This window comes from Candidatus Omnitrophota bacterium (assembly GCA_028716165.1).
Classification (GTDB): Bacteria; Omnitrophota; Gorgyraeia; order JABMRG01; family JABMRG01; genus JAQUQI01.
In genome coordinates this window covers 1-24,571 of sequence record JAQUQI010000014.1, presented here as the reverse complement: position 1 = coordinate 24,571, position 24,571 = coordinate 1, and the positions used below count along the sequence as shown (strand labels likewise).

Genomic DNA, 24,571 nt, shown 5'->3' with positions numbered 1-24,571 from the left:
TCTTTATCCTGCCAACTATGCGCCCGCCGTTATGTCTAATTGCGCCATATGCTTTATCATATCAGGTCTCTGGTTTATGGTTTTACGTATAGATTCAAATTTCCTCCACTTGTCTATCGCGCTGTGGTTTCCCGATAAAAGCACGGCGGGGACCTTTTTGCCTTTATAGTCCGCGGGCCTGGTATAATGCGGATATTCCAGCAAGCCGCTTATAAAGCTCTCATCCGTGTTTGAACCAAGGTCTCCGAGAACGCCGGGAACCAGCCGCGCCACCGCGTCAATGACAACCATTGCGGCAAGCTCTCCTCCTGTCAGCACATAGTCGCCAATAGAAATTTCATCAGAAACATAATCCCTGATCCTCTCGTCCACCCCTTCGTAATGCCCGCACACTAATATCAACGATTCTTGCCTGGCAAGATTATTGCACAAATCCTGATTCAATACACTACCCCTAGGCCCCATAAGTACGGCCCTGGCTTTTGGGCAGGCGCGTTTTATGCTTTGTAAAGCGTCTATAACCGGCTGACATTGCAAAACCATGCCCGGCCCGCCGCCAAAAGGCTTATCATCCACTTTTTTATGCCGGTTAAGAGAATATTTCCTGATGTCGTGTATGTCTATCCTTAACCTGCCCGAAGCCCTGCCGCGCTTAAGAATTGATTCTGAAAACACGGAGGAAAACATTCCCGGGAAAAGCGTGAGTATATGTATATTCATCGCCTTCATTTTAATGGGCCTTTATATTATGCCATCGGTAAAAGAATATCCATCCAGAAAAAAATAAACAATTGCAATACGCTGTCACGCCTTCTGGACTATGCTCTTTATGGTGTCCGTCATTTTTGCCCCTACACCAATCCAATGCGCGACCCTCTGTTTATCTATTTTTACATATACAGGGTTTTTTGACGGGTCATAAAAACCTATTTCCTCTATTGATTTTGAGTTCGCGCCTTCGTGGCTGTCGCAAACCACAATCTTAAAATGCGGCTTGCCTTTTGTCCCCATCCTCTTAAGCCTTATTGAAACTGACATACCGTTACTCCTATTTTTTAGTTGTTATACTGCCGTTTTTTAACGCCCGGGCGCATTATAATGCGCCGGTTGAGTAAAAACACAGGTCCGGCCTATGCTTTGACTCTCATTATCTTTGCGCCAAGAGAAGAGAGTTTCTTCTCCATGTTCCCATACCCTCTGTCAAGATGATATATCCTGGAAATGGTCGTTTTGCCCCTGGCAACCAAACCTCCTATCACAAGAGCCGCGGACGCCCTTAGATCGGAGGCCATAACTTCGGCGCCGCTTAGACACTTTACGCCGTGTATTATCGCGCTTTCCCCCTCAAGCAGTATATGCGCCCCCATTCTGTTTAATTCGCCGACATGCATAAAACGCTCGGGATATATTTTCTCGGTTATTATGGCTATACCTTTTGAAACCGACATAAGGGCCATCATCTGCGCTTGCAAATCCGTCGGAAAACCGGGATATGACAATGCCGTAACATCTATTGTTTTCAATCTTCGCTGGGCCCTGACCCTTATATCTCCGTTGGCTTTGGCATTAATGACAGCGCCAGCCTCGGAAAGCTTATCGGTAAGCGCTCTAAGGTGCCCTATATTGGCACCTTTTATAATAATGTCCCCCCTGGATGCGCAGGAAGCTATCATGTATGTTCCGGCTTCTATCCTGTCAGGTATAACGGTATGTTCCGCGCCACGCAGGCATTTAACTCCTTCTATTTCTATAGTATGGGTATTGTGCCCTTTTATCCTGGCGCCCATCTTAATAAGAAAATTGGCAAGGTCAACTATTTCCGGTTCGCAGGCGGCATATTCTATTATTGTCCTGCCTTTGGCAAGCGTTGCGGCCATCATCACGTTGGCAGTAGCTAAAACAGAAGAACCAAAAGAGCCTCCCAGATATACAGGGCTTCCCCTTAAACCCTTAGTTTGAGCTATTACATAACCGTGTTCTATTGTTATATCGGCGCCAAGCGCTCTTAATCCTTTAATATGGATATTTATGGGCCTTGGGCCTATCACGCATCCGCCGGGTAATGACACCTTCGCGTATTTCTGTTTCGCCAAAAGGGCCCCAAGTATACATATGGACGCGCGCATAGTGCTTACATAGCTATATGCCGCTGTATTTCCTTTGTATCCTGCCGGATCAATTTCAAGCACTCCGTCACAAAAATTCGTCTTTACTCCCAAGGCGCGCAATATCTTGCACATGGTAAAGACGTCGCTTAATTGCGGCACCCCTTTTATCAGGGATTTTTCATTGGACAGTATGCAGGCCGCCATTATGGGCAACGCGGCATTCTTTGAGCCGTCCACCCTGACTTCGCCCGATAATCTTGTAGGCCCTTCTATAATAAGTTTATCCATTATCTTTAAATCTCCCTGCAGCACAACACAAAAAAATTTATGGCCGGTTATTTCAGGCGAGCCGTAACTACTCTCGCGATGCCATTTAAATCGTCAAAAAAATTTATATCGTAAAACATGCCCGAACTGTCAACAATGGCCTTTATCCTATTGGAACTGTTATCCGGTATTTCCAGGCCTATGATACCGTCTTTTTTTAAAAAATCCGGAGAATCTTTTATTATGCGTCTGTAAAAATCCATACCGTCCGCGCCGCCGCATAAAGCCTGTCCGGGTTCATGTCTAAGCTCAACCGGAATGCCGTTCATATCAGCACAGCTGATATAAGGCGGATTGCATATTACGGCATCAAATAATTTTCTGTAGTCATCAGGCAGAGAAAACAGGTCTGCCTTTATGGAAATCACGCTTTCCGATACATTGTTTAGCGCCGCGTTTTTTTTAGCTGTTTCAAGCGCCTCATCAGAAATGTCGGAACTTATTATTTTACAATGGGTTAATGCCTTTGTCAATGATATAGCTATATTTCCACTACCAGTGCAAAGGTCAAGTATATTCAAGGGGTATAACTGCCGCGGGCCGCTTAAAAAATGTGTCATCGTCTGGACAAGTATCTCTGTTTCAGGCCTTGGTATAAAAACACCTTTTTTGACTTTAATATCATGGCCGAGGAAATTTGCCATACCTAATATATACTGTAACGGCTCTCCTTTTATCCTGCGGTTGAGCATCTGCTCAAGCGACAAAAAATCATCCGCGCAAAGCTCTGCCTCATTGACATACAAATCTACCAAAGAACTATTAAGCAAACTGCGCAAGATCGCCTGCGCATTAGCGGCAGGCGATTCTATGCCTGCGTCTTTCAGGCGCCTGATAATCTCGTTTATTTTGATTCTTTTACGGGCGCCGGTTTGCGTGCCTGCCGTATGGGCATTATGTTCAATATCCGTATTAGAGATTTTCAAGTTTCTTTTTCCTGTCCGACTCAATAAGAGCGTTTATCAGATCATCCAAATCACCTTCTAATACAGCTTCCAATTTATGAATAGTAAGGCCTATCCTATGGTCGGTGACGCGCCTGTCCGGAAAATTATAGGTTCTTATCTTCTGGCTCCTATCGCCCGTGCCAACCTGGGTCCTTCTCTGCATGGTTATCTTATCAGCCTGGTCCTGCCTGAATTTTTCAAAAAGCCGCGAGCGCAGTATTTTCATGGCCTTTACTTTATTCTTAAGCTGTGAGCGTTCATCCTGACAGGATACAATCACATTGGTAGGTATATGCGTTATCCTAACGGCTGAATCCGTGGTATTCACGCTCTGGCCGCCGCATCCGCTTGAGCGGTATACGTCAATGCGTAAATCCTTAGGTTCAATCTTGATATCCACTTCCTCGGCTTCAGGCAAAACGGCAACCGTCACAGCCGATGTATGTATTCTGCCCTGGGCTTCCGTAGACGGCACCCTCTGAACGCGGTGTGTCCCGCTTTCGTATTTAAGTCTTTTGAAAATATCATGGCCTTCAACGGAAAATATCACCTCCTTAAGGCCTCCTGCCTCGGATGGAGATGTATTCATAACATCCACTTTCCATCTATTAGCCTGAGCGTATTTCGTGTACATTCTAAACAGGTCCGAGACAAAAAGAGAAGCTTCAAGGCCGCCGGTACCGGCCCTTATCTCCATTATTATATTACGCGACGCATCCGGATCATCTTCAATAAGCATACCCTCAAGCTCAAACATGACCCCGGACTGCTTTGCCTCTATATGCGCTATCTCTAATTTGGCCAGCTCAATAAAATCAGACTCATGTTTTTCTCTAAGCATGGCCTCAAGGCCGGATTTTTCATCCTCATACCGCATATACGCGTCGTATTTTTCAAGCAATTGCGACATGGACGACAGTTCTTTGGCGTATTTTTGATACAGCGGCCTGTCGCTTATAACCTTGTCATCCGACAACAGGGTTTTCAGCTCTTCAAAACGCTTTTTTTTATTTTCTAATAATTTTAACATAATATCAGCTATCCGGTAAAAGCGGCTTGAAACGCGCCTCTGTAGGAAGCGTCTTTCGCGGTCATTGCTTTCTGTATTTCTTCATGAATTTTTCAACGCGGCCGGCGGAATCCACAAATTTTTGCTTACCCGTGAAAAAAGGGTGGCACTTGGAACATATTTCAACTTTTATGTTCGGCTTAGTGCAGCGCGTATGGATCACCTCGCCGCAGGCGCATGTTATAGTGGTCTCTTTGTATTCCGGATGTATCTTTTTCTTCATTTTATTTCTCCTCCCTGTAAACGGTTTGATCGCCTGCCGATAAAGAAACCGGGCAAGCCTTATTGGTTCATGCCCATTAAAAATTCCGCGTTCGTTTTTGATTTGGATAATTTTTCAATAAGAAGCTGCATAGACTCATCCGAAGGCAGCTCGTTTAATATCTTCCTTAATATCCATACCCGTTTGAGCTCGTCGGGATCCATGAGCAGGTCTTCTTTCCTTGTATTGGACCTTTTGATATCAATGGCCGGATATATCCTTTTTTGAAAGAGGCTCCTGTCTAATTGCAGTTCCATATTGCCCGTCCCCTTGAACTCTTCAAATATCACCTCGTCCATCCTGCTTCCGGTATCAACCAGCGCGGTAGAGATAATGGTAAGAGAACCGCCTTCTTCAATGTTCCTCGCCGCGCCGAAAAACCTTTTAGGCTTATGCAGGGCGTTTGAATCAACTCCGCCGGAAAGTATCTTACCGCTATGGGGGACAACGGTATTATAAGCGCGGGCAAGGCGCGTTATGCTGTCCAGGAGAATAAGCACGTCTTTTTTATGTTCAACAAGCCTCTTTGCCTTTTCAAGCACCATCTCGGCCACCTGCACATGGCGTTCCGCCGGTTCGTCAAAAGTAGAACTGATCACCTCGCCTTTGACAGAGCGCTCCATGTCAGTCACCTCTTCAGGCCTTTCATCAATTAAAAGCACTATTAATATGGTGTTTGGGGAATTCTTAGTCACGGCATTAGCTATTTTCTGAAGTATTATTGTCTTACCGCTATAAGGAGGCGCGACAATCATCCCGCGCTGGCCTTTGCCTATGGGCGTCAGTAAATCCATGACTCTTGTTGAAAGCTCTTTCGGGTCATTCTCCAGTAAAAACCTCTCTTTAGGATAAAGCGGGGTAAGGTTTTCAAAAAGAATCTTGTCTTTGGCCTTTTCGGCGTCAGTAAAATTCACCTGTTCAACTTTAAGCAGAGCAAAATAACGTTCTCCTTCCTTTGGAGAGCGTATCTGCCCATGCACGGTATCGCCTGTCCTTAAATCAAACTTCCTGATCTGGCTGGGCGATACATAGATGTCATCCGGGCACGGCAGGTAATTATAATTAGGAGACCTTAGAAAGCCAAACCCGTCGGGCAGGACCTCAAGCACTCCGCCGCCATTCATGGCGGCTTCATTGCGGGTCTGGGATTGCAGTATCCTGAATATAAGATCCTGTTTTTTAAGGCCAGTTACGCCATTAACCTTAAGATCACTGGCAACCTGATTCAACTCCGAAACTTTCATTTTCTTTAATTCTGCCGCGTCTATAGTCATTTACCTTCTCCCTGTTTTTTAATTTTTTTGCCTGCGGCCCTGCAGCAACGCCTTAAATCCATAAGGCTTGAGCCATTATGTATAATATAATCCGCTCGCTTGACTTTATCGTGAAGCGGCATCTGAAACCTAATGCGGGACAACGCCTCATCAGCGGACAGCTTCTTTATTTTACAGCGCTGTATCTGTAAAGCCAATGACGCCATTACAACTACAATATAATCGCATCTTTTATAAAACCCCGATTCAATCAGCATAGGAGCATCAATAACAATACTTCTACGCCCTTTCTCACAAAGGCTATTGATCTTTTCATCTATACGGGCCTTAATGACAGGGTAAGCAATGCCGCATAGCTTACGATAATCTGTTTTACAAGAGAACGCTCTGGCAGCCAGTTTCTTTCTATCAATAAGACCCTTACTGCCAATAATGCCTCTGCCAAAACAGGATACCAACCGTTTTGTTAAAGAACCCGTGTCCTTGAGAAGCTCGTGCGCGAGCTTATCGGCGCTTATTAAGTCTGCGTGTAAAAAACGCGCTATATACCGTGCCGCGGAAGATACTCCCGTAGACATGCCGCCTGTAATCCCGATAATCATAAGTATCATCTCCTGTGCCGATCCGACATCTATATACCAACTCTGGCAAAGCGCGAAACAGGCCGCCTTATAAACAGCCTTAAGGCCCGATATAAGGCGCGCGCCATGCTTTGTTAATCACAAACCCCCGCGGCTTTCTTATATATCCTGATATATTCATGGGCGGAAGCGCTCCATGAGAAATCGTAATCGGCTATTTTCTTTATAAGCCTCATCCACCTCTGCCTGTCGTTATAGACCTTTACGGCCCTTGACACCGCCTCCAACAATTGGCCCGGAGTGGAATCGGCGAACACAAACCCGTTGCCTTTTTCCGTATCCGGGTCGTATTCATAGACGGTGTCCGCGAGCCCTCCGGTCTTTCTTACAACAGGCACCGTGGAATACCTGAAACTGATAAGCTGCCCCAGGCCGCACGGCTCGTATCTTGACGGCATAAGAAATATGTCGCAGGCGGCATATATCTTCTGCGCCAATACCGCGTCAAAGGCAAGGTTTATAGACACTTTTTTTTCGAGTTTTTTAGCTATATCGCTTAAAATATTATGATATTTCAGCTCTCCTGAACCCAAAAGCACAAAACCAGCGCCCAGGCCGCACATGTCGGGTATGATATCGGCAAGGATATCGTATCCTTTTTGGTAAGCCAGCCTGCCGACAGTGCCGATAAGCGGCATGCCTAAATTCATATCCAGGCCGAGTTCTTCAATCAGCATCCTCTTATTATCGTATTTCAATTCAAGATTATCGCTTGAATAGTTTTTGTAAATATGCCTGTCGCGGCGCGGATCCCATATATCGTAATCTATCCCGTTCAGCACGCCAAAAAGGCATGAGGACCTGAATTGCAGTATACCCTCCATGCCGCAACCATATTCACCGGTCTGTATCTCTTTGGCGTATGTTGGGCTGACAGTGGTAATAATGTCCGAGAACATTAAACCCCCTTTTAAAAGACTGAATTTTCCGTAATATTCCAAACCATCTATATTAAACAGAGATTTGTCCAGGCCTGTTTTATGCCATTGGCAGGCGTCAAAAACACCGTTATAGGCTATATTATGGATAGTAAAAACCGTTTTTGTCCGCGCGAAAAACGGGTCATCGCGGTATACGCTCTTTAAATACACAGGCACAAGCCCGGTCTGCCAATCATTGCAGTGAATAATATCGGGCCTGAAACCGTCTTCTTTTACCATTTCAAGCGCCTTCAGGCAATAATAGGCGAACCTGTCTAAATTATCCGGATGGTCAAAACCGTCCTTATCTCCGTAAATACCCTCCCTGCCGTAAAGTTTATCATTGACTATAAAGCGGACATTGATCGCTTTGCCAAGCAGAGCGCTGTCCCCACTAGCTTTTACACAGCCGTATTTAGGCATAATTACGCGCACCTCGTGGCCGCAGTCCTCCAGGGCAATGGGTAAAGCGCCCGCAACATCGGCAAGCCCGCCCGTCTTGGCAAAAGGAACCACCTCGCTTGAAAGAAATAATATCTTCATAATAATATCAGCCTCCGCAGACAACCGTACTATAATTACGCATCCTGCCAGCTCTTACCGTTCGCGACGTTTACCTTTATGGGTACCTTCAGTTTTACCACGCCTTCCATTGACTCTTTAATGATACTGCTGGCTTTTTCAAGTTCCGGCTTCGGCATGTCAAATACCAATTCGTCGTGCACCTGTAATATCATCTTGGTCTTTAAATCGGCGGCTTTAAGTTTATTTGACACGTTTATCATTGCGATCTTGATCATGTCAGCGGCAGTGCCCTGTATCGGAGTGTTTACGGCCGTCCGTTCGGCAAACTGCCTTACGTTCTGGTTTTCAGAACTTATCTCGGGTATATACCGCCTTCTGTTAAACATGGTAAGAACGTAACCGTTTTCCCTGGCAAATTCAATCTGGCTTAGCATAAATTCACGAACACCCGGATATCTTGAAAAGTAAGCATCTATAAAACCTTTGGCCGTGTCAACCGGTATGCCCAATTCTTTTGACAGGCCATAAGGACTCATGCCGTATATGATACCAAAATTCACCGTTTTAGCCTGGTTTCTCATGGTATCGTCAATTTCACGCGCAGGCCTGTCAAATATTAACGAAGCAGTATATCTGTGTATATCCATTCCATTTATAAAAGCCTCTACTAATGTATTGTCCATGGATAGATGAGCCAGGATACGTAATTCAATCTGCGAATAATCCGCCGATAATATTATCCCGTTTTCAAAAGACGGCTTAAATGCGCCTCGTATCTTTTTACCAATATCCGTCCTGACCGGTATGTTCTGCAGATTGGGGTCTGACGAACTAAGCCGGCCCGTGGCCGTCACGGTTTGGTTAAACGACGTGTGTACCTTTTTAGTGCGTCCGTTAACAAGCCTCGGTAAGGCGTCAATATACGTGGATACAAGCTTGGAAAATTCCCTGTATTCAAGTACGATTTTGGGCAAGTCATAATTTACTGAAAGAGCGGAAAGCACGTCCGAATCCGTTGATACGCCCGTCTTTGTCTTCTTTATCACCGGCAGAGCTAATTTTTCAAAAAGCACATGGCCAAGCTGCTTTGGAGAGTTTATATTGAATTCACAGCCGGCAGACTCATATATACGCCTTGTAAGGTCATCAAGCCTCTCCCGAAGGGACTTTGACATGCTAACAAGAAAGGACGTATCTATTTTCACCCCATGAAATTCCATATCAGATAATACCTCTATGAGCGGGAGTTCTATGTCCCTGAAAAGGCCGTCCAAAGATTTGCGTTCCAATTTCTCTTCAAGCACCTCTTTCAACCGGAATGTAACGTCAGAATCCTGGCAACAATATCTTGCTATGCTGTCCAGTGGAACCTGCGCCATCGTAATCTTCGTTTTGCCTTTACCTATAAGCTCGCTGATATCCGTCATCGTAAGCCCAAGGTGTTCCATGGCGATATCGGAAAGGTTGTGGTTGGGTTTTGACGGATTCAAAAGATAAGATGCCACCATGGTATCAAAAAATATACCTTTTAGGTTGATACCAAGGTTACGCAATAAAACGCATTCATATTTTATATTTTGTCCGATCTTTTTTATGGAATGATTCTCAAAAACGGTTTTGAGGTTGTCTAATACAAATTGTTTTTGGGACACAGGCCATCCGTCTCCTACAAAACTGACATAATCCGCCTTTCCGGCGGCCCGGCAGAACGATACCCCAACAATCTCGCAGTCCATGGGGTCGGTTGAGGTAGTCTCAAAATCAAAAGCCCAGAGCTTGTCCTTTTTCAATGACTCCAAAAGCAGGCCGAATTCATCTTCTGAAGATATCACGCTATAGGCCCCTTCGGGTTGGCGCTTTGGAGAGAACTCTTCGGCCAGCTTACGAAATTCAAGCTCACTAAAAAGAGCAAACAGCGCTTGGGCATCAGGCTGGGTTGTCCGCATGGCCTCAAAATCAATATCTATATCAACCATTCTGTCTATTTCGGCAAGCTCCCTGCTTAAATATATCTTATCAATGTTCTCTTTGATCAAACTGGCCTTGGAACGGCTTTTAATCTTGTCCGCGTTCTTTATCAAATTGTCCACGGTCTTGAACTCTGCCAAAAGATCAACAGCTGTTTTTTCGCCGATACCCGGCACCCCGGGTATATTGTCACTGCTATCCCCCATAAGGGCCATGATGTCCACCACATGTTTAGGACCCACACCGAAACGGGAAATGACCGCATCCTCATCATATATAACGCCTTCTTTGTGCGTTGAATAGACCCTTGTATTTTTTGACACAAGCTGAAGCGCGTCTTTATCGCCGGTAACGATAAGTGTCATAATGCCGTTTTTATCTGCGCGCAATGATATGGTCCCGATAATGTCATCTGCCTCAAAACCCTGCTTCTCGTAAATCGGTATCCGGTAGGCCCTGACAATATCCTTGATAACCGGTATCTGTGCCGCAAGGGACTCGGGCATAGGCTTACGGTGAAGTTTATAGGCTTCATATTTTTCATGCCTGAATGTAGGCCCCTTCAGGTCAAAAGCTATAGCTAAGAATTCCGGCTGTTCCGATTCTATAATTTTTTTGAGCATTGAGACGAAGCCATACACGGCGTTTGTAGGAAAACCCTTAGAATTGGCAAGCTCCCTTATGGCATAAAAAGCCCTGTAACAGAATGAATTACCGTCTATTAAGAACAGTCTTTTTTTATCCATAGCTATAATACGATTCCGCATTCATGTCACGGGTTATAATTTCGGAAAGGAGATACCAGGATACTAGTTTAAAGAAAAGAGTGCGAACTAAAACAACGCGTTATTCAATAGAGTTCAGAAGCTCCTCCATCCCTGTATTTTCTTGCTCAAGCTTATCATATAAAAGCATAAGCTCGTGCGTGGCCTTGACAAACCATTCTATATCATCTTTGCTGTAAGGATGTATCTTATAGCATAGATTGTAATAACCTTCCGCCGCTTTGAAATTTCCTATCTGGCATTCTTTTTGAGCCATCTCAAGAAAATACTTAACCGCAAGCCTGTCCACGCGCTGGACCCGTTTATCATATTCGGACATCACATCGGCAAGCTGTATCTTTATCCCTTCTATTCTCTTGCGCGCGGCAAAAACCTGCTCATGCAGGATAACGGATTTTAAAAAAAGCTTCGCCGGTTCATGCGAGGGATCTATCTCAAGGATCTGCTCAAAGCAGAGTCTTGCGTTGCCATATTGCTTTGTATCGTAATATGTCTTACCCTTGCTATAATGCCTGTTGATAGCCTCTGTCTTTTCCTGAAACTGCCTCTGCTTGGCGTCCGCCATCCTGGCATACTCTCTGACTACGCCTTCTTGAGATGAGGCGTAAATACCGGGCTGGCCTTGTCCAGTCTGCGGCTCGGTTGCGGTATAGTCTGCCGCAAAATTGCCTCTTACCGATGAGGCGTAAATATTGCCAATGCAAACGATAACAAGATTAGGTATTACAGATAATATTATTAAGCTTGAACGCTTTAATATGGCGGTTTTCATCTGCATATAATATACACAAATCGCGGCAGGTTGTCAAGGCTATAAGATAACGAGATCAATTCAATTTATGCCTTCTTAAAGACTCTTTCAAATCTCTTATAATATCTTGCGCCGAATTAATCATCAGCCGTATTTTCATCGCGTCTATAGGTTCTTTGCCGAGCTCTTTGTTAATACCGTCAATTGCCTCGTCTATGCTTGCCGCATATTTTACATTGGCCTGGGCCACATCCCTTAAATTACGTATCACATCGTTAAGCAAATGAGCAAGGCTCTGGAGCTCATCGTTCTTTCTCAAATAGATGTCGTGGTTTAAATCCCCGTCAGCCAGTTTCTTTAACACCAGTTCCAGCTTATACCATGGCCCGGCGACGCGGTGTGAAAGTATTATTCCAAACCAGATGGCAAACGGAAAGATCATAAACGTGGAAATAAGCGCCTTGGCGTTGGCGTTTCTAAGAAGCGCGATAAGCCTGCCTTGCGGATAGACATTGGCCAGTTTTTCAGACAAATATGGAAATACCGCCAAATATGTCATAGAACTGGACAATAGAGCCGTAAGCAGTATAAAAACTGATATCACCAGCGCATAACGTAACTGAAAAGATTTTTTTATCAGATATATTTTTCTTTTTATCAGCGCCATAGTTTCAGCTATCCTTTCTCCATAATGAAACTTCCCGTAATATATCAAGCCGCAGTCTATCAGACATATAAAAACTCTTCACCTTGGAAACAGCAGTATTAACAGGCATATAACGGGTAGGTTCTTCATTAATAGCTACAATCAGATCCCGCGCCGTCAAGCCGTTTACAGCCGCGTCCGAACCGGGCCTGACCGCTTGGACGACAAGGCCTTCTTCTTCCATGCCAAAGGATATACCGCAGTCGGCCTGCATGTCGCCGTGCCCCTTGCGCCTTGATATGGTTATCGCGCGTTTTATCACCAACGATATTTCAGAAGACGGGCCGCCTATCAGCAAGTCAATAACCGAATCGGTTTCAAGATAACCTACCATCTTGCCCCATATTGAATAAATAATATCCGCTTCTCTTATCCCGGACTTATCAGCAGGCGACAGGGGGTCAACAGAACCTATTCTGGGCGCGTAATCGCTATCATGCAGTGTTATGCCTATGCTTGACCTTAGCCTTTCCCGGGGAGAAACCGCGCTGGTTTTTTCCGACGGAGTATAGGCCCTGCCCGATTTCATAAAAAGGTCTTTCTTGCGCTCCATATCGTTTTTAAATTTTTTTTCCGGGTTCCTTAACAGAGTGGAGCGCATGAATATAAATTTTTCCCTGGCCTCTTTAAAAGCAGGGTTGGCATCATGCGCCCTTTTGTAATATGAATAGGCCTTTGAAAAATTACCTCTTTCCTGATGATAGTCTCCAAGCTTAGACAGGTTCTGTTCTATTGTATCGTATAAGATGTCTTTTATGAGGGCCTTGTCTATTCTTTTTTCGCCTTCAAAAGTACTCAATATAATATGAGTAGCATAATTTTCAACTACTATACCTTTTATTTCACTGCCGTCATTTTGATAAACCGTGTCCGCAAGGGCGGAACTGCCAGATGACAAACAGGCAAGGCTGGCGGATTGAAAGCAAAGTAACAGGCAAAATTTCACGATCGTCATTTTCATCTAATAGATCACCTTTATTATCACATAGAGAAGCAGAAGGATAAGCCCTATGGCAATTATATAAAAATCATTAAAATACAGAAAATCTTTCAATCTTGACGCGGTTTTATTTTGATGGCCTGCCTTCCGAAACTTATCCTGGGCCGCAGATACTCCGCCCGCGGCAGGGTCAGACAACAACTCGGCCTTTAAGGCTAATATATGTTCCTCTTTAAAACGCAGATACATACCTCCAACCTGATAGGCCGGTATTCTGCCTTCGCTTACGAGTTCGCGCACTTCTTCCTCCGTAAGATTCAGATAATCAGCGGCCTCCTGAAGCGTCAATAATCTATCGGACATATCCAACTCCCGGACTAACCAACATCAAACACACCCATTAAAACCATCTTCATTAATTCTTAAAAACAAACAATACCCTATTGCGCAATTAAAAAAATCGCGCGGCAGAATAAAACTATCTACCGACCTTTTCTTTTGCCAGCCAATTATCAATATCCTGTTTATGAAATTTCCAGGCATTGTTCTCTTTCACCGCGGGTATCTTTTTCTGGGATGCCCACTCCTCAATAAGTGAAATATCAACCTCAAGATAGCGCGCGACCTCATCCAGCGCCATGGCTCTGGATTTGGCAGAAGAAGCAGTATAACCAAGCGATGAACTCATACTGCATCTGCCATTTAAAATAGCACCTTCCGAAATACCGATTACCGGGGCCGATATGTCGCCAGTTATCTGCGCGGGAGGAATAATACTGATCCTTTTTGTAGCCGTTATATTGCCCGAAACCCTGCCGGCTATAGTAATATCCTCTCCATCAATTTCAGCCTTGACTTGGGCATTCGCACCTATAGTAAGCGTTCCTTTTGTATCCAGCTTGCCTTCAAACTCACCGTTTATGCGCAGATTTACAGGGTCTTTAAAGATCATGGTACCCTGCATGGTCGCATTGACATCCAAGATCTTTTCATTATCCGCCGTATTGCCTCGCGTTCTTCTTATGCCCTGCATATAGACACCTCCTCTTGGGTAAGCCTTGTGATGCCGGCAAGATACAGCAGGCACCATAGAGGCCTGGTTGACCCTGAATACGCGCTAAAAACAGCCTATTCAGAGTATCTATATACTTCCATTTCAAACAAAAACTTCACCGAGGGCTTGCTTCACGCTGTCAACACCTATCAATTCCATATCTTTATACCTTATGACATTTTCCAGATCGGAGGCAGGCATGACGAACCTCTTAAACCCCATCCTTTTTGCTTCATTGACTCTCAAGCGAACCTGCGAAACGCTCCTAACCTCTGAACAGAGGCCTACTTCTCCCGCCACAACCGTATCGTTGCGTACCGGCTTATTCTTAAAACTTGAGCAAATAGCCACGCAAACAGCCAAATCCGACGCGGGTTCATCTACCCTGACCCCTCCTACAACGTTAAGGAACATATCGTAATTGGCAAGATTAATACCGATATTTTTTACAAGTCCGGCCGCAAGAAGCAGCATCCTGTTTGAATCAAATCCAATGGCCTTCTGTCTTGGAATGCCGTAGCTGGATCCCGATACAAGGGCCTGGACCTCAATCAGGATAACCCTTGCCCCTTCAAGCGCCGCCATCACGCAGGAACCCGGAATCGTATTGTGCCTGCGGCAGGAAAAAATACGCGAAGGTTCCTTTACCTCTTTCAATCCCTGGTCTGTCATTGAAAATATCCCCACCTCATCAGTAGCGCCAAACCGGTTTTTGATGGCCCTTAATACCCTAAAGCTGGATTCCCTTTGCCCTTCAAAATAAATAACACAATCAACTATATGTTCTAATAATTTAGGCCCGGCTATAACACCTTCTTTGGTAATATGGCCTACAAAAAAAACGCATATTCCTAAAGCCTTGGCGGAAGCCGTTAGCAAGGCTGACGATTCTTTTATCTGGGTTACAGTACCCGAGCTCTGCTCAAATCCAGGGCTATAAAGCGTCTGCACGGAATCCACTATAACAGCCCATGGCTGGAGCTCTTTCATATAAGACATAATAAGCGAAGTATTTGTTTCGTTGACAATATAAAAATTGTCAAAGGAGGCATTAATCCTTTCAGACCTTAGCTTTAATTGATTTACAGATTCTTCGCCGCTTACATAAAGTATCTTTTTATCGCGGCTCATGATTGCCGACATCTGAAGCATAAGAGTTGATTTGCCTATGCCCGGTTCGCCGCCCACAAGAACAACAGAACCTTCAACAAGTCCGTCCCCTAACACGCGGTCTAATTCACCGATACCTGTAGCGGCACGCAAAAGCCGGCTTATTTTTACATCGGACAGTTTCCTTGGCGGACAGGTACCGGCAATATCGCCTATGCCGCGTGAAACGGCAGGCCCGTCAGGGCCTGAAACATGCTCCTGGACAAAACTATTCCAGCGTTCGCATTCAGGGCATTTGCCTATCCATTTCACGCTTTGGTATCCGCAGTTCTGGCATAAAAAAACTGTCTTTAAAGCCACGCGACCCTCTCTAACCCGTACCGTCAATACACGCCTTTTCCGGTACGAAAATTACGATGGACTAAAATTTGAAACCGGGCCTGAAACAGGTTTTTTATCCTCGGTAGGCTTCACTCTTTGCCTGCCCCCTCCGCCCAAAAGTTTCCATGGATGAGCTTTCAGGTCCTTGACCATTGTTTCAGCCTCATTATATATGGTCTCGTCATAAATCAACTTTCCTACGGTGCCGTGACCACTTTTGACCTGCGCCAGTATTCCTTCCATGTGGTCAATGGCTTGTTCCAGCTTGAGCGCTATTTCATAGCCCTTCTTTGTTATCTGTTCAACAGAAACCGAATCATGGCCTCTCATAACACCGCAGTCTTGCACAAGCGGGGAGGACGGAGTGCCTGGTATAATCTCAACATATTTTTCACCGATCAAGCCTAATGTGTTTATGATGACCTGCGCGTCTTCCTCAACCTTGGCATCATCAGTCAGCCACAGCTTCAACCTCACCATGGTTTTCCCTTCATTGTCTTTAAAAACACCGGATTCCTTGACTTCTCCGACACTTATCCCCGCGAGTCTGACGGGCGCCGACGGCTGTATGCCGTTGGCAAAACCCAGCTCCACGAAAATAGTATATCCCGGTTTAAAGAAAAAATCACTTATTGAAAACGTAATAACTGTCAGTATAACAAGCCCGATCAATATAAAAAGCCCTACCTTTACGTTAAATTCCAAGGATTTCATGCCGCCTCCTGTTTCGTGCTATTAAATTCCATGGCCCAAACGTTCCCCTTCCGTAATAGGGCCTTTGGACGCGCCTGATACAAATTGCTTCACTATAGGGTCGTTGGTATTCTTTATCTCCTCGGGGCTGCCCCTCTGGATTATCCTGCCATCGTAAAGCATGGCAATATCATTGGCTATTTTATAAGCGCTGACCATATCATGAGTCACCACAATGGAAGTAACCTCTAATTTATCGTGCAGCATCTTGATAAGGTCATTAATCGCGTCAGCCATGATGGGATCAACACCCGTTGTTGGTTCATCATATAAAATAATTTTAGGGCGCATGCATATGGCCCTGGCAAGGCCCACGCGTTTTTGCATACCGCCCGAAAGTTCAGAAGGCATCAAATCTTCTATGCCATAAAGTCCGACCAAAGACAGCGCCTCTTTTACCCTTTTATATATTGTCACCATGTCAAGGTCTGTATGTTCAATCAGGTTAAATCCGACGTTTTCAGCCACTGTCAGAGAATCAAAAAGCGCGGCGCCCTGAAACAGCATGCCGAAACTCAACCTCAACTCGCTTAATTCCTTGTTCGTCATCTTCGTTATGTCTTTACCGTCAATAATAACCTGGCCGGAATCAGGCTTTACTATACCTATAATGTGTTTTAAAAAAATACTTTTGCCGCATCCTGAACGGCCTATAATAACCTGGGTAACGCCCGTATTTATCATAAGGTTCAAGTCCTTAAGGACATGATTGCCTGAAAATGCCTTGCGCAGGTTTATAGCGTCTATCATCTGCTCTCCCTAACGTCCTATAAAATAAAATAATGCCGTAAATAAGCAATCAGCGGCAATGATCAATATAAAAGACGTAACAACGCTGTGGGTGGTTGAACGGCCCACCCCTTCAGCCCCGCCAGAAGTGCGAAAACCTTCATAGCAGCTGACGATAGCAATAATTATCGCGAAAACAGCGCTCTTTAAAAGTCCCGTATAAAGGTCTTTCGCTCCCAAAGGACTTGTCGTCATGTTTATATACATACTGGAACCTATGTGAAGCTTAAAAACGCCCACAACATAACCCCCTATAATACCGATGAAAACAGCATAGACCGTAAGCAGAGGCAGCATAATCACAAGGGCGGTGAACCTGGGAACGACAAGGTACTTGATAGGATTGGTGGCAAGGGTTTCAAGGGCATCTATCTGTTCCGTGACTTTCATTGTCCCGAGTTCAGCGGTTATTGACGCCCCAACCCTTCCGGCAACAACAAGCGCCGTAAGAACCGGCCCCAATTCGCGCACCATTGAAAGAGCGACCAGGCTGGCTATATACATTTGAGCGGATATCCTTTGCATCTGATAAGCACTTTGCAGTGCCAGAACCATTCCCGTGAACAAAGAGGTAAGCAGAACAATAGGCAAAGAATTCACGCCAACCTTATACATCTGTTCAATTATCTGCCTTCTGCGATACGGCGGTATAAAAGCCCAAAAAACAGCCTCCAAAAACAAAACAACCACTCCGCCCGTATAATACAGTGAGGAGTTTATTCTTCCTAAAAAACGCTTATATATAGATTCAATATTCATCGCTTTATTTTATTATAACATCTAAAATATAGTTACGCCATTCCAATACAAAAAAATCAAATAATATTCAAATCCGGGTATAACTTAAAATTTATATTTTTTCTTGATACCAAAAAACTCTTCCCTTTCCTTGGCCCGGAATTCCAAAACGCTATCTTCATAAAGAAGGTCATACTCAAGCTGAAATTCATCCCGGCCTTTTTTGGACGGGTCGTATTTTGTCTCATCCTCCATATGCGTTTTATATCCCAGCCTAATACCGTTGCCCAAAGAACGCTGAAGCAAAAAATCTCCGCTCTCATCAATCCTGGTTATATCCCATCCTTCCCAAACAATGGTTTTGTCCGTTGTTGAAACTGAAATATCCTCCAGAAAACGCGTTGAAGCAAAATTCCTCATATCTAATTCCCCGTTAAGCATCAGCGACAAGTCTTTATGCGTTATGCGGGAATCCGTCAGTTTCAAAAAAGGCCACGTCCCTTCGGCATTAACAATCATCTTATTATAATCCATATCGCCTATATTGCCGTTTTCGGATATAAGACGCACCCTGGCCAATAGATTGGCCGGGGTACCGTCAATATCCATCCTGCCGGACACGGTACCTGAAACATCAGGCCTGTTCTCAATAAAAACGCTTAAAATGTTTTCCAGAACGAAATTATTAAAAGTCAGGCTAAGGTCTATCTTGCCGCCGCAGGAACCATTAAACGAACCTGAAGCCGACAATGTATCGCCTATCTTGACATATATCAGCCTTATTTTTTTAGGCTCCAGCATGAGAGAAGCTTCTATCTCGCTTATAGGCTGGTAATTGACAACACTGGCCTGCGTGCCCATGTCCAGCAAAAGGTGAGATATCGTATTATTCTTGAAAACGGTTTTGACGTTAATACTTGTTTTATTAGAAAAATCCTGCCCAAAAACCTTTAACTGCTGGTTCTTTAATTCCACCGACAATGAACCCGAATAATCATAACTGCCTTCAAGCGAAATCGTACCCTCATTCGGCGTAAGAACAGCGTTAAACCTTTCCTTGGCGGGATCAATGACGGCGTCTACTGATAGCAAATGATTTATGTCGGCCTTGTCGGTTTCAATACCCACTCTTGAGCCTAATGTAAAAATACCTTTTTCATATATAGAATACATCCTAAAATGAACCGCCTTCTTTTCCTTCACGTCAGCCCTTCCGCGGATAGTAAGATTATCTATGGGTCCGGTAACAAGCGCCTTCATACCGTTAAGTATGAGGCCTTCTTTTCCGGAAACGGGCCTTATATCCAGGTCAAGCTCTACGCGGCAGGGGCTGGTATTATTTATAATCTCTCCGTTCAGGCAACCCAATACCTGGTCAAAAACGATAAATATTATATCATCCAGTAATATCTTACCCTGCCTTAACCTTATCCTGCCGTTAATGCCCCTTGATATAATAGCATTGTTTTCAAGTATGAAAGAACCCTTGCTCAAAGACAATACGGTCTCTTTAACGCCTGCCGCGGGGGCCTTGTTGGATAATATATCAAATAATGAATACTCAAGGCTTGCCGAATCAAAATCAAGTTTAAACCTGCCAAAATCAAAAATCATCCCCTTGAAATATATTTTACGCAAAGGGCTTCCGCTGACCCGTTCAATGCTGACCTTTGAAGCGGTCATTGTGGAAAATGTAGCCTCAATGTTAACCTTGAATTCGCGCCTGTATTTATCTAAACTGTTATATATGACAATGAACAGAAATATTAATAATAAAAAAAATATAAATACCGCTATCGCGTATAACTTTTTGCAAAATGTCATATGCAGTCAGCGTCTTCCCAATTCCTATTTTGTTCCGGATCTATAAGTTTTTAAAAAACTTCCGCCGCGTATAAATCAGGGCATATCAAAAACAAGATGGTCCCTTGAGAAACCGACCTTGATCTTTTTAGTGGACTTAAGGCCGCCTCTTATTATCTCTTCTGCGAGGGGGTCTTCAAGATAAGACTGTATAATCCTTTTGAGCGGCCTGGCACCGTATACGGCATCAAAACCTTTTTCTATTAAAAATGCCTTGGCATCAGGCGTTAGCTCTATATCAATATCATGCTCCGACAAGCGCTTGACCACCTGCGCTGTTTCAATCTCAAGTATTTCCTGGAGATGCTCCTTAAGAAGCGGGTGAAAAATAATTATGTCATCAACCCTGTTGAGAAATTCGGGTTTGAATGACTTCTTGACTTCGTCCATAAGCTGGCTCTTGATATTTCTATACGTTACACCCTCGTCTTTTGGCTTAAACCCTAACGCGCCCTGCTTTTTCCAGAGGTCGGCGCCAATATTGGATGTCATAATAAGTATGGTGTTTTTGAAATCAACCTTTCTGCCGAAACTATCCGTCAATCTGCCCTCTTCAAATATCTGAAGAAGCATGTTAAAGACATCCGGATGCGCTTTCTCTATCTCATCAAGCAAAACGACCGAATAAGGCCTTCTTCTGACCTTCTCCGTGAGCTGGCCCCCTTCTTCATAACCAACATAACCGGGAGGGGCCCCTACAAGCCTTGATATGTTAAATTTTTCCATATATTCGGACATATCTACCTGTATTACGGCATCTTCATCTCCGAACATAAAGTCCGCCAATACCTTTGCCAGCAATGTTTTGCCGACACCCGTAGGCCCAAGAAATATAAATGAACCTATCGGCCTCTTCGGGTCTTTTATGCCTGCCCTGGAACGCCTTACGGCATGCGCGATGGATTTTATAGCCTCATCCTGGCCGACCACCTTCTTATGCAGCTCCTGTTCCATCTTAAGCAGGCGCTCCGACTCGCCCTGCTCAAGCCTTATAAGCGGTATACCGGTCCATTTGGAAACAATATAAGCGATCTCATCTTCGCCTATGCTGGGGACATGCTCTGTCCTCTTTTCTTTCCAGAGATTGCGCTGTTTCTCAAGCTCTATTTTTGTTGTCCGCTCAAGATCCCTGCATTTTGCCGCTTTTTCAAAATCCTGCGCCCTGACAGCCGATTCTTTTTCCTGGCGGGCCTGTTCAATATCGTCCTCAAGCTTTTTAAGGCTTGGCGGGGCTGTCATTACACTTAAACGCGCCTTTGAGCCTGCCTCATCAATAAGGTCTATAGCCTTATCAGGCAGATATCTGTCGGGTATATACCTGTCTGACATCTTTGCCGCGGCGCTCAAAGCCTCATCAGTGATCTTTATTTTATGATGGGATTCATATCTTTCTCTCAACCCTTTGAGTATGTCTATGGTCTCTGCCACATTAGGCGGATCCACCATAATTGTCTGAAAGCGTCTTTCAAGCGCGGCGTCTTTTTCTATAAATTTCCTATATTCATCCAGAGTAGTAGCCCCGACACATTGTATTTCCCCGCGCGATAAGGCAGGCTTTAATATGTTAGAAGCGTCTATGGCGCCTTCGGCGCCGCCGGCACCCACCAGGGTATGCAATTCGTCAATAAACACTATTATATTCTCTGAACGTTTGATCTCGTCCATAACGGCTTTGATCCTTTCCTCAAACTGGCCGCGGTATTTCGTTCCAGCTACCATAAGGGCGAGGTCAAGAGTAATGACCCTTTTCCCTTTCAATATCTCCGGGACATCTCCGTTAATGATCTTCTGGGCAAGGCCTTCAACAATTGCCGTTTTTCCAACACCAGCCTCTCCAAGCAAAACAGGATTATTCTTAGTCCGCCTGCTCAATATCTGTATAACCCTTTCAATCTCGTCTTTTCTGCCGACCACGGGATCAAGTTTGCCTTCCTTGGCAAAAACGGTAAGGTCTCTACCGAAAGCATCCAAAGCGGGTGTCTTACTTTTTTCAGGGCTTATGCTCGGAGCCTGACCTGGAGTTACTGAACCAAGCAATACCATTATCTCGTTTCTTACCCTGGCCAGGTCAAGACCCAGGTTTAAAAGCACCTGTGAGGCAACACCCTCCGACTCCCTGATAAGGCCAAGCAAAAGATGCTCTGTCCCTATATAATTATGCCCTAAATGCCTTGCCTCATCCATGGCAAGCTCAATGACTTTCTTGGCCTTTGGGGTAAACGGAATATCCCCCGATACGACCGTAGCGGGTCCGGCGTGAACAAGCTTTTCAACTTCCAGCCTGATCATATCAAGAGAAAGCCCTAGATTTTGTAAAACAGCCGAGGCAACCCCTTCACCCTCTTTTATAAGCCCGAGCAGTATATGTTCGGTGCCTATATGATTGTGATTAAAACGTTTTGCCTCTTCCTTTGCAAGTATTATGACTTTTCTCGCCCTTTCAGTAAACCTGTTAAACATTATGGCGCCTCCGATTGTGCGTTTTTACGCGGACCGAATATGCTTCTGACTTGCGGCAATCTGGACCCGCATTTTATTAGGACACCGGACCCGGATGATTACTGTTTCTCCATCTTGAGCCTGGATTTAATTATCTCCGCGCGTTTTATATCACGTTCTGACGGCGGCAATAGCTTTCCCGCCATCTTCTGCAGATGAGCGGGCTGTATAAGAATGAAAAGTTCGTTAAGGCTTCGCGCGTCCATATCCTTTATTATGCCGAGACCGATACCTAATCTTACCAGCGACAAAAGATCTATTGTCTCCGCGCTTGTAATAATATGCGCGCTTTCAAGCGTAGCGTAGGCCCGCGATATCTTGTCCTCTATTATATCTCTTTTTTTTTCTTTCAAAAATTCCCTTGAGCCCCTTTCCTGCGAAACGACCTGCTTTATGATTCTCGTCAAATTGTCAATAGTCTCCTCTTCGCCGCGGCCCATTGTGACCTGATTTGATATCTGGAAAAAATTCCCTATCGCTTCTGTGCCCTCACCGAAAAACCCGCGTACAGTAAGCCCTAATTTTGAAACCGCTTTGATCAGGTCGTTGATCTGCCTTGTCATAACAATAGCGGGAAGATGCACCATAACGGAAGCGCGCAAGCCCGTTCCTGTATTTGTGGGGCACGCCGTAAGATAACCCCAGCAATCAGAATAGGCAAACTGGATTTTTCGTTCTATATCTTTTTCAAGCCTGACCATAATATCCCATGCCTCGTTAAGGGCTATACCGGACTGCATGACCTGAAGCCGCAGATGATCCTCCTCATTGACCATTATGCTGGTTTCTTCGCCTCGTGAGATAAAAACCGATTTACGGCCGGTATCTATCGCATGTTCACGGCTGATAAGATGTCTTTCAATAAGAAATTGTTTATCTATCGGGCTCAAAAGTGACATATCAACATACGCCGCATCCTTCATATAGTCGCTGGATAATACGGCCTTTCGGGAAAGTTCAATAACGCGGCTCTTTGTCTGGTCGTCGGACCAATCAACAAACAGCAATCCGTCAATATTTCTGGCAAGCCTTACCCTGCTTGATATCGCTATATCCGATTCAGGGCCTATGCCTTTAAGCCACACGCTGGTATGCTTTATCAGGTTATCTATGTCCATATACGGTCTCGTCATGTTTATCCGGGTGGTATTTTCATCACAACTTATTATACTACACCCGCGTCAACGCTTGCCTTCCCCCGACTCCAGCATCTTAATCTTGTCGCGCAGGACAGCCGCCTTCTCAAATTCCTCTTTCTCAACGGCATCAGCCAATTCCAGCCTGATATCTTTAAGGATATCCTTGGCAGAACGAGGCTTTTGCGATTTCCCGTCAGACCTTATTTTGTCTTTGCGGATTTCACGCGCCTGCCTGCCTATATGGCATGGCGTGCCGTGAATTTTTTTAAACAAGGGAAACAGCGCCCTGCTAAAGGTCTCATAACACCTCGCGCACCCGAATCTGCCAATTTTCTTAAAATTATCATAACTCATGTTGCAAGCAGGGCATTTGATGTTTATATGGCTTTTCTTGGATACCATGTCATCGGGCATATCTACAAGGCCGGACAAAAGCTCCGCTATACCGAAATGCTGATACATTGAGGCGCCTTTGGCTCTGGCACACTGCTCGCAGATGTGCAGTTCCGTTATATTTTCATTTACAACTTCGGTAAGGTGCACCGTTGCCTCGTTTTTCTTACATATATCGCACAACATTCGCGCTCTCCTTAGGATTAGTATCTGACCCCGTCCACTCTGGCCATCTTATGAAATTCTTCCGAAAATAATAATGTCATTGGCCCGGGTTTTCCGGAGGCTATTTTTTTAGCATCTACCCTGACTACAGGTATAAGCTCTGCCGCAGTTCCTGTCAAGAAACATTCATCAGCCGCGTATATTTTTTCGCGCCTGAAGTTGCGCTCTTTAAGGCTGATCTTTTTGGCCCTTGCTATCTCTATAACCGCGTCGCGGGTAATACCCTTAAGGATACCTACTGAAAGCGGCGGTGTATAGACAACGGAATCCTTTATGATAAAAATATTATCTCCGGTGCACTCTGTTACATACCCTTTGGCGTCAAGCATGATCGCTTCTTCACGGCCGCTTTCGGTAGCCTCAATCTTTGCCATTATGTTGTTTAAATAATTAAGAAGATCGGA

The 24,571-nt window shown here is 44.8% G+C and carries 24 protein-coding genes; all 24 read right to left on the bottom strand.

Annotated features, from left to right (window positions below):
• Positions 1 to 15: 15 nt before the first annotated feature.
• Positions 16 to 720: a tRNA (guanosine(37)-N1)-methyltransferase TrmD gene (gene trmD / locus PHV77_06650; GenBank protein ID MDD5504967.1), complete on the bottom strand. Its 705-nt coding sequence runs from the start codon at positions 718 to 720 to the stop codon at positions 16 to 18.
• An 84-nt stretch (positions 721 to 804) separates the two neighbouring features.
• A complete protein-coding gene (rpsP, locus tag PHV77_06645) occupies positions 805 to 1,038 on the bottom strand; it encodes a 30S ribosomal protein S16 (protein ID MDD5504966.1) in 234 nt (77 codons plus the stop codon).
• A 92-nt stretch (positions 1,039 to 1,130) separates the two neighbouring features.
• A complete protein-coding gene (gene murA / locus PHV77_06640; protein ID MDD5504965.1) occupies positions 1,131 to 2,396 on the bottom strand; it encodes a UDP-N-acetylglucosamine 1-carboxyvinyltransferase in 1,266 nt (421 codons plus the stop codon).
• Between the two features lie 47 nt (positions 2,397 to 2,443).
• Positions 2,444 to 3,361: a peptide chain release factor N(5)-glutamine methyltransferase gene (prmC, locus tag PHV77_06635; GenBank protein MDD5504964.1), complete on the bottom strand. Its 918-nt coding sequence runs from the start codon at positions 3,359 to 3,361 to the stop codon at positions 2,444 to 2,446.
• Positions 3,348 to 4,412 carry a peptide chain release factor 1 gene (prfA, locus tag PHV77_06630; protein ID MDD5504963.1) on the bottom strand — a complete coding sequence of 355 codons (1,065 nt, stop codon included), beginning with the start codon at positions 4,410 to 4,412 and terminating at the stop codon, positions 3,348 to 3,350. The genes prmC and prfA overlap by 14 nt, the downstream gene beginning before the upstream one ends.
• Positions 4,413 to 4,473: 61 nt before the next feature.
• Complete coding sequence (rpmE, locus tag PHV77_06625) at positions 4,474 to 4,674, bottom strand: 50S ribosomal protein L31 (protein MDD5504962.1); 201 nt, start codon at positions 4,672 to 4,674, stop codon at positions 4,474 to 4,476.
• Positions 4,675 to 4,733: 59 nt separating this feature from the next.
• Positions 4,734 to 5,987, bottom strand: a complete 1,254-nt coding sequence (gene rho, locus PHV77_06620) for a transcription termination factor Rho (GenBank protein ID MDD5504961.1) — start codon at positions 5,985 to 5,987, stop codon at positions 4,734 to 4,736.
• Positions 5,984 to 6,589: a dephospho-CoA kinase gene (gene coaE / locus PHV77_06615; protein MDD5504960.1), complete on the bottom strand. Its 606-nt coding sequence runs from the start codon at positions 6,587 to 6,589 to the stop codon at positions 5,984 to 5,986. Before coaE ends, rho begins: the two co-directional genes overlap by 4 nt.
• A gap of 113 nt (positions 6,590 to 6,702) precedes the next feature.
• Entirely contained in the window at positions 6,703 to 8,091 is a 1,389-nt protein-coding gene (locus PHV77_06610; GenBank protein MDD5504959.1) for a glycogen/starch synthase, read from the bottom strand.
• 35 nt (positions 8,092 to 8,126) lie between these two features.
• Positions 8,127 to 10,787 carry a DNA polymerase I gene (polA, locus tag PHV77_06605; GenBank protein ID MDD5504958.1) on the bottom strand — a complete coding sequence of 887 codons (2,661 nt, stop codon included), beginning with the start codon at positions 10,785 to 10,787 and terminating at the stop codon, positions 8,127 to 8,129.
• 100 nt (positions 10,788 to 10,887) lie between these two features.
• Positions 10,888 to 11,604: a tetratricopeptide repeat protein gene (locus PHV77_06600; GenBank protein MDD5504957.1), complete on the bottom strand. Its 717-nt coding sequence runs from the start codon at positions 11,602 to 11,604 to the stop codon at positions 10,888 to 10,890.
• A 49-nt stretch (positions 11,605 to 11,653) separates the two neighbouring features.
• Positions 11,654 to 12,244 (bottom strand): methyl-accepting chemotaxis protein, encoded by a 591-nt coding sequence (locus tag PHV77_06595; GenBank protein ID MDD5504956.1) that lies wholly within the window; start codon positions 12,242 to 12,244, stop codon positions 11,654 to 11,656.
• Between the two features lie 4 nt (positions 12,245 to 12,248).
• The gene (locus PHV77_06590; GenBank protein MDD5504955.1) at positions 12,249 to 13,244 is read right to left on the bottom strand and encodes a PDZ domain-containing protein; all 996 of its coding nucleotides are present in this window, start codon (positions 13,242 to 13,244) and stop codon (positions 12,249 to 12,251) included.
• Positions 13,245 to 13,586 carry a helix-turn-helix domain-containing protein gene (locus PHV77_06585; GenBank protein MDD5504954.1) on the bottom strand — a complete coding sequence of 114 codons (342 nt, stop codon included), beginning with the start codon at positions 13,584 to 13,586 and terminating at the stop codon, positions 13,245 to 13,247.
• Positions 13,587 to 13,701: 115 nt separating this feature from the next.
• Positions 13,702 to 14,256, bottom strand: coding sequence for a polymer-forming cytoskeletal protein (locus tag PHV77_06580; GenBank protein MDD5504953.1), 555 nt, complete (start codon positions 14,254 to 14,256; stop codon positions 13,702 to 13,704).
• Between the two features lie 123 nt (positions 14,257 to 14,379).
• Positions 14,380 to 15,747, bottom strand: coding sequence for a DNA repair protein RadA (gene radA, locus PHV77_06575; GenBank protein MDD5504952.1), 1,368 nt, complete (start codon positions 15,745 to 15,747; stop codon positions 14,380 to 14,382).
• 51 nt (positions 15,748 to 15,798) lie between these two features.
• Entirely contained in the window at positions 15,799 to 16,482 is a 684-nt protein-coding gene (locus tag PHV77_06570) for an MlaD family protein (protein MDD5504951.1), read from the bottom strand.
• A gap of 21 nt (positions 16,483 to 16,503) precedes the next feature.
• Positions 16,504 to 17,271, bottom strand: a complete 768-nt coding sequence (locus PHV77_06565) for an ABC transporter ATP-binding protein (GenBank protein MDD5504950.1) — start codon at positions 17,269 to 17,271, stop codon at positions 16,504 to 16,506.
• Between the two features lie 9 nt (positions 17,272 to 17,280).
• Positions 17,281 to 18,069 carry an ABC transporter permease gene (locus PHV77_06560; GenBank protein ID MDD5504949.1) on the bottom strand — a complete coding sequence of 263 codons (789 nt, stop codon included), beginning with the start codon at positions 18,067 to 18,069 and terminating at the stop codon, positions 17,281 to 17,283.
• Between the two features lie 84 nt (positions 18,070 to 18,153).
• Positions 18,154 to 19,872: a hypothetical protein gene (locus PHV77_06555; GenBank protein ID MDD5504948.1), complete on the bottom strand. Its 1,719-nt coding sequence runs from the start codon at positions 19,870 to 19,872 to the stop codon at positions 18,154 to 18,156.
• Between the two features lie 75 nt (positions 19,873 to 19,947).
• Complete coding sequence (locus PHV77_06550) at positions 19,948 to 22,371, bottom strand: ATP-dependent Clp protease ATP-binding subunit (protein MDD5504947.1); 2,424 nt, start codon at positions 22,369 to 22,371, stop codon at positions 19,948 to 19,950.
• Positions 22,372 to 22,469: 98 nt separating this feature from the next.
• Positions 22,470 to 23,528, bottom strand: coding sequence for a protein arginine kinase (locus PHV77_06545; GenBank protein MDD5504946.1), 1,059 nt, complete (start codon positions 23,526 to 23,528; stop codon positions 22,470 to 22,472).
• 63 nt (positions 23,529 to 23,591) lie between these two features.
• Positions 23,592 to 24,128, bottom strand: a complete 537-nt coding sequence (locus PHV77_06540; GenBank protein ID MDD5504945.1) for a UvrB/UvrC motif-containing protein — start codon at positions 24,126 to 24,128, stop codon at positions 23,592 to 23,594.
• A gap of 17 nt (positions 24,129 to 24,145) precedes the next feature.
• Positions 24,146 to 24,571, bottom strand: a 426-nt coding sequence (locus PHV77_06535) for an aminotransferase class IV (GenBank protein MDD5504944.1), incomplete at its 5' end; no start/stop codon positions are given.

Excerpts from the sequence above, each read along its gene's own strand:
- trmD (MDD5504967.1), bottom strand. The coding sequence starts at position 720 with ATGAATATACATATACTCACGCTTTTCCCGGGAATGTTTTCCTCCGTG.
- rpsP (MDD5504966.1), bottom strand. The coding sequence starts at position 1,038 with ATGTCAGTTTCAATAAGGCTTAAGAGGATGGGGACAAAAGGCAAGCCG.
- murA (MDD5504965.1), bottom strand. The coding sequence starts at position 2,396 with ATGGATAAACTTATTATAGAAGGGCCTACAAGATTATCGGGCGAAGTC.
- prfA (MDD5504963.1), bottom strand. The coding sequence starts at position 4,412 with ATGTTAAAATTATTAGAAAATAAAAAAAAGCGTTTTGAAGAGCTGAAA.
- rpmE (MDD5504962.1), bottom strand. The coding sequence starts at position 4,674 with ATGAAGAAAAAGATACATCCGGAATACAAAGAGACCACTATAACATGC.
- rho (MDD5504961.1), bottom strand. The coding sequence starts at position 5,987 with ATGACTATAGACGCGGCAGAATTAAAGAAAATGAAAGTTTCGGAGTTG.
- coaE (MDD5504960.1), bottom strand. The coding sequence starts at position 6,589 with ATGATTATCGGGATTACAGGCGGCATGTCTACGGGAGTATCTTCCGCG.
- PHV77_06610 (MDD5504959.1), bottom strand. The coding sequence starts at position 8,091 with ATGAAGATATTATTTCTTTCAAGCGAGGTGGTTCCTTTTGCCAAGACG.
- polA (MDD5504958.1), bottom strand. The coding sequence starts at position 10,787 with ATGGATAAAAAAAGACTGTTCTTAATAGACGGTAATTCATTCTGTTAC.
- PHV77_06600 (MDD5504957.1), bottom strand. The coding sequence starts at position 11,604 with ATGCAGATGAAAACCGCCATATTAAAGCGTTCAAGCTTAATAATATTA.
- PHV77_06595 (MDD5504956.1), bottom strand. The coding sequence starts at position 12,244 with ATGGCGCTGATAAAAAGAAAAATATATCTGATAAAAAAATCTTTTCAG.
- PHV77_06590 (MDD5504955.1), bottom strand. The coding sequence starts at position 13,244 with ATGAAAATGACGATCGTGAAATTTTGCCTGTTACTTTGCTTTCAATCC.
- PHV77_06585 (MDD5504954.1), bottom strand. The coding sequence starts at position 13,586 with ATGTCCGATAGATTATTGACGCTTCAGGAGGCCGCTGATTATCTGAAT.
- PHV77_06580 (MDD5504953.1), bottom strand. The coding sequence starts at position 14,256 with ATGCAGGGCATAAGAAGAACGCGAGGCAATACGGCGGATAATGAAAAG.
- PHV77_06570 (MDD5504951.1), bottom strand. The coding sequence starts at position 16,482 with ATGAAATCCTTGGAATTTAACGTAAAGGTAGGGCTTTTTATATTGATC.
- PHV77_06565 (MDD5504950.1), bottom strand. The coding sequence starts at position 17,271 with ATGATAGACGCTATAAACCTGCGCAAGGCATTTTCAGGCAATCATGTC.
- PHV77_06560 (MDD5504949.1), bottom strand. The coding sequence starts at position 18,069 with ATGAATATTGAATCTATATATAAGCGTTTTTTAGGAAGAATAAACTCC.
- PHV77_06555 (MDD5504948.1), bottom strand. The coding sequence starts at position 19,872 with ATGACATTTTGCAAAAAGTTATACGCGATAGCGGTATTTATATTTTTT.
- PHV77_06550 (MDD5504947.1), bottom strand. The coding sequence starts at position 22,371 with ATGTTTAACAGGTTTACTGAAAGGGCGAGAAAAGTCATAATACTTGCA.
- PHV77_06545 (MDD5504946.1), bottom strand. The coding sequence starts at position 23,528 with ATGGACATAGATAACCTGATAAAGCATACCAGCGTGTGGCTTAAAGGC.
- PHV77_06540 (MDD5504945.1), bottom strand. The coding sequence starts at position 24,128 with ATGTTGTGCGATATATGTAAGAAAAACGAGGCAACGGTGCACCTTACC.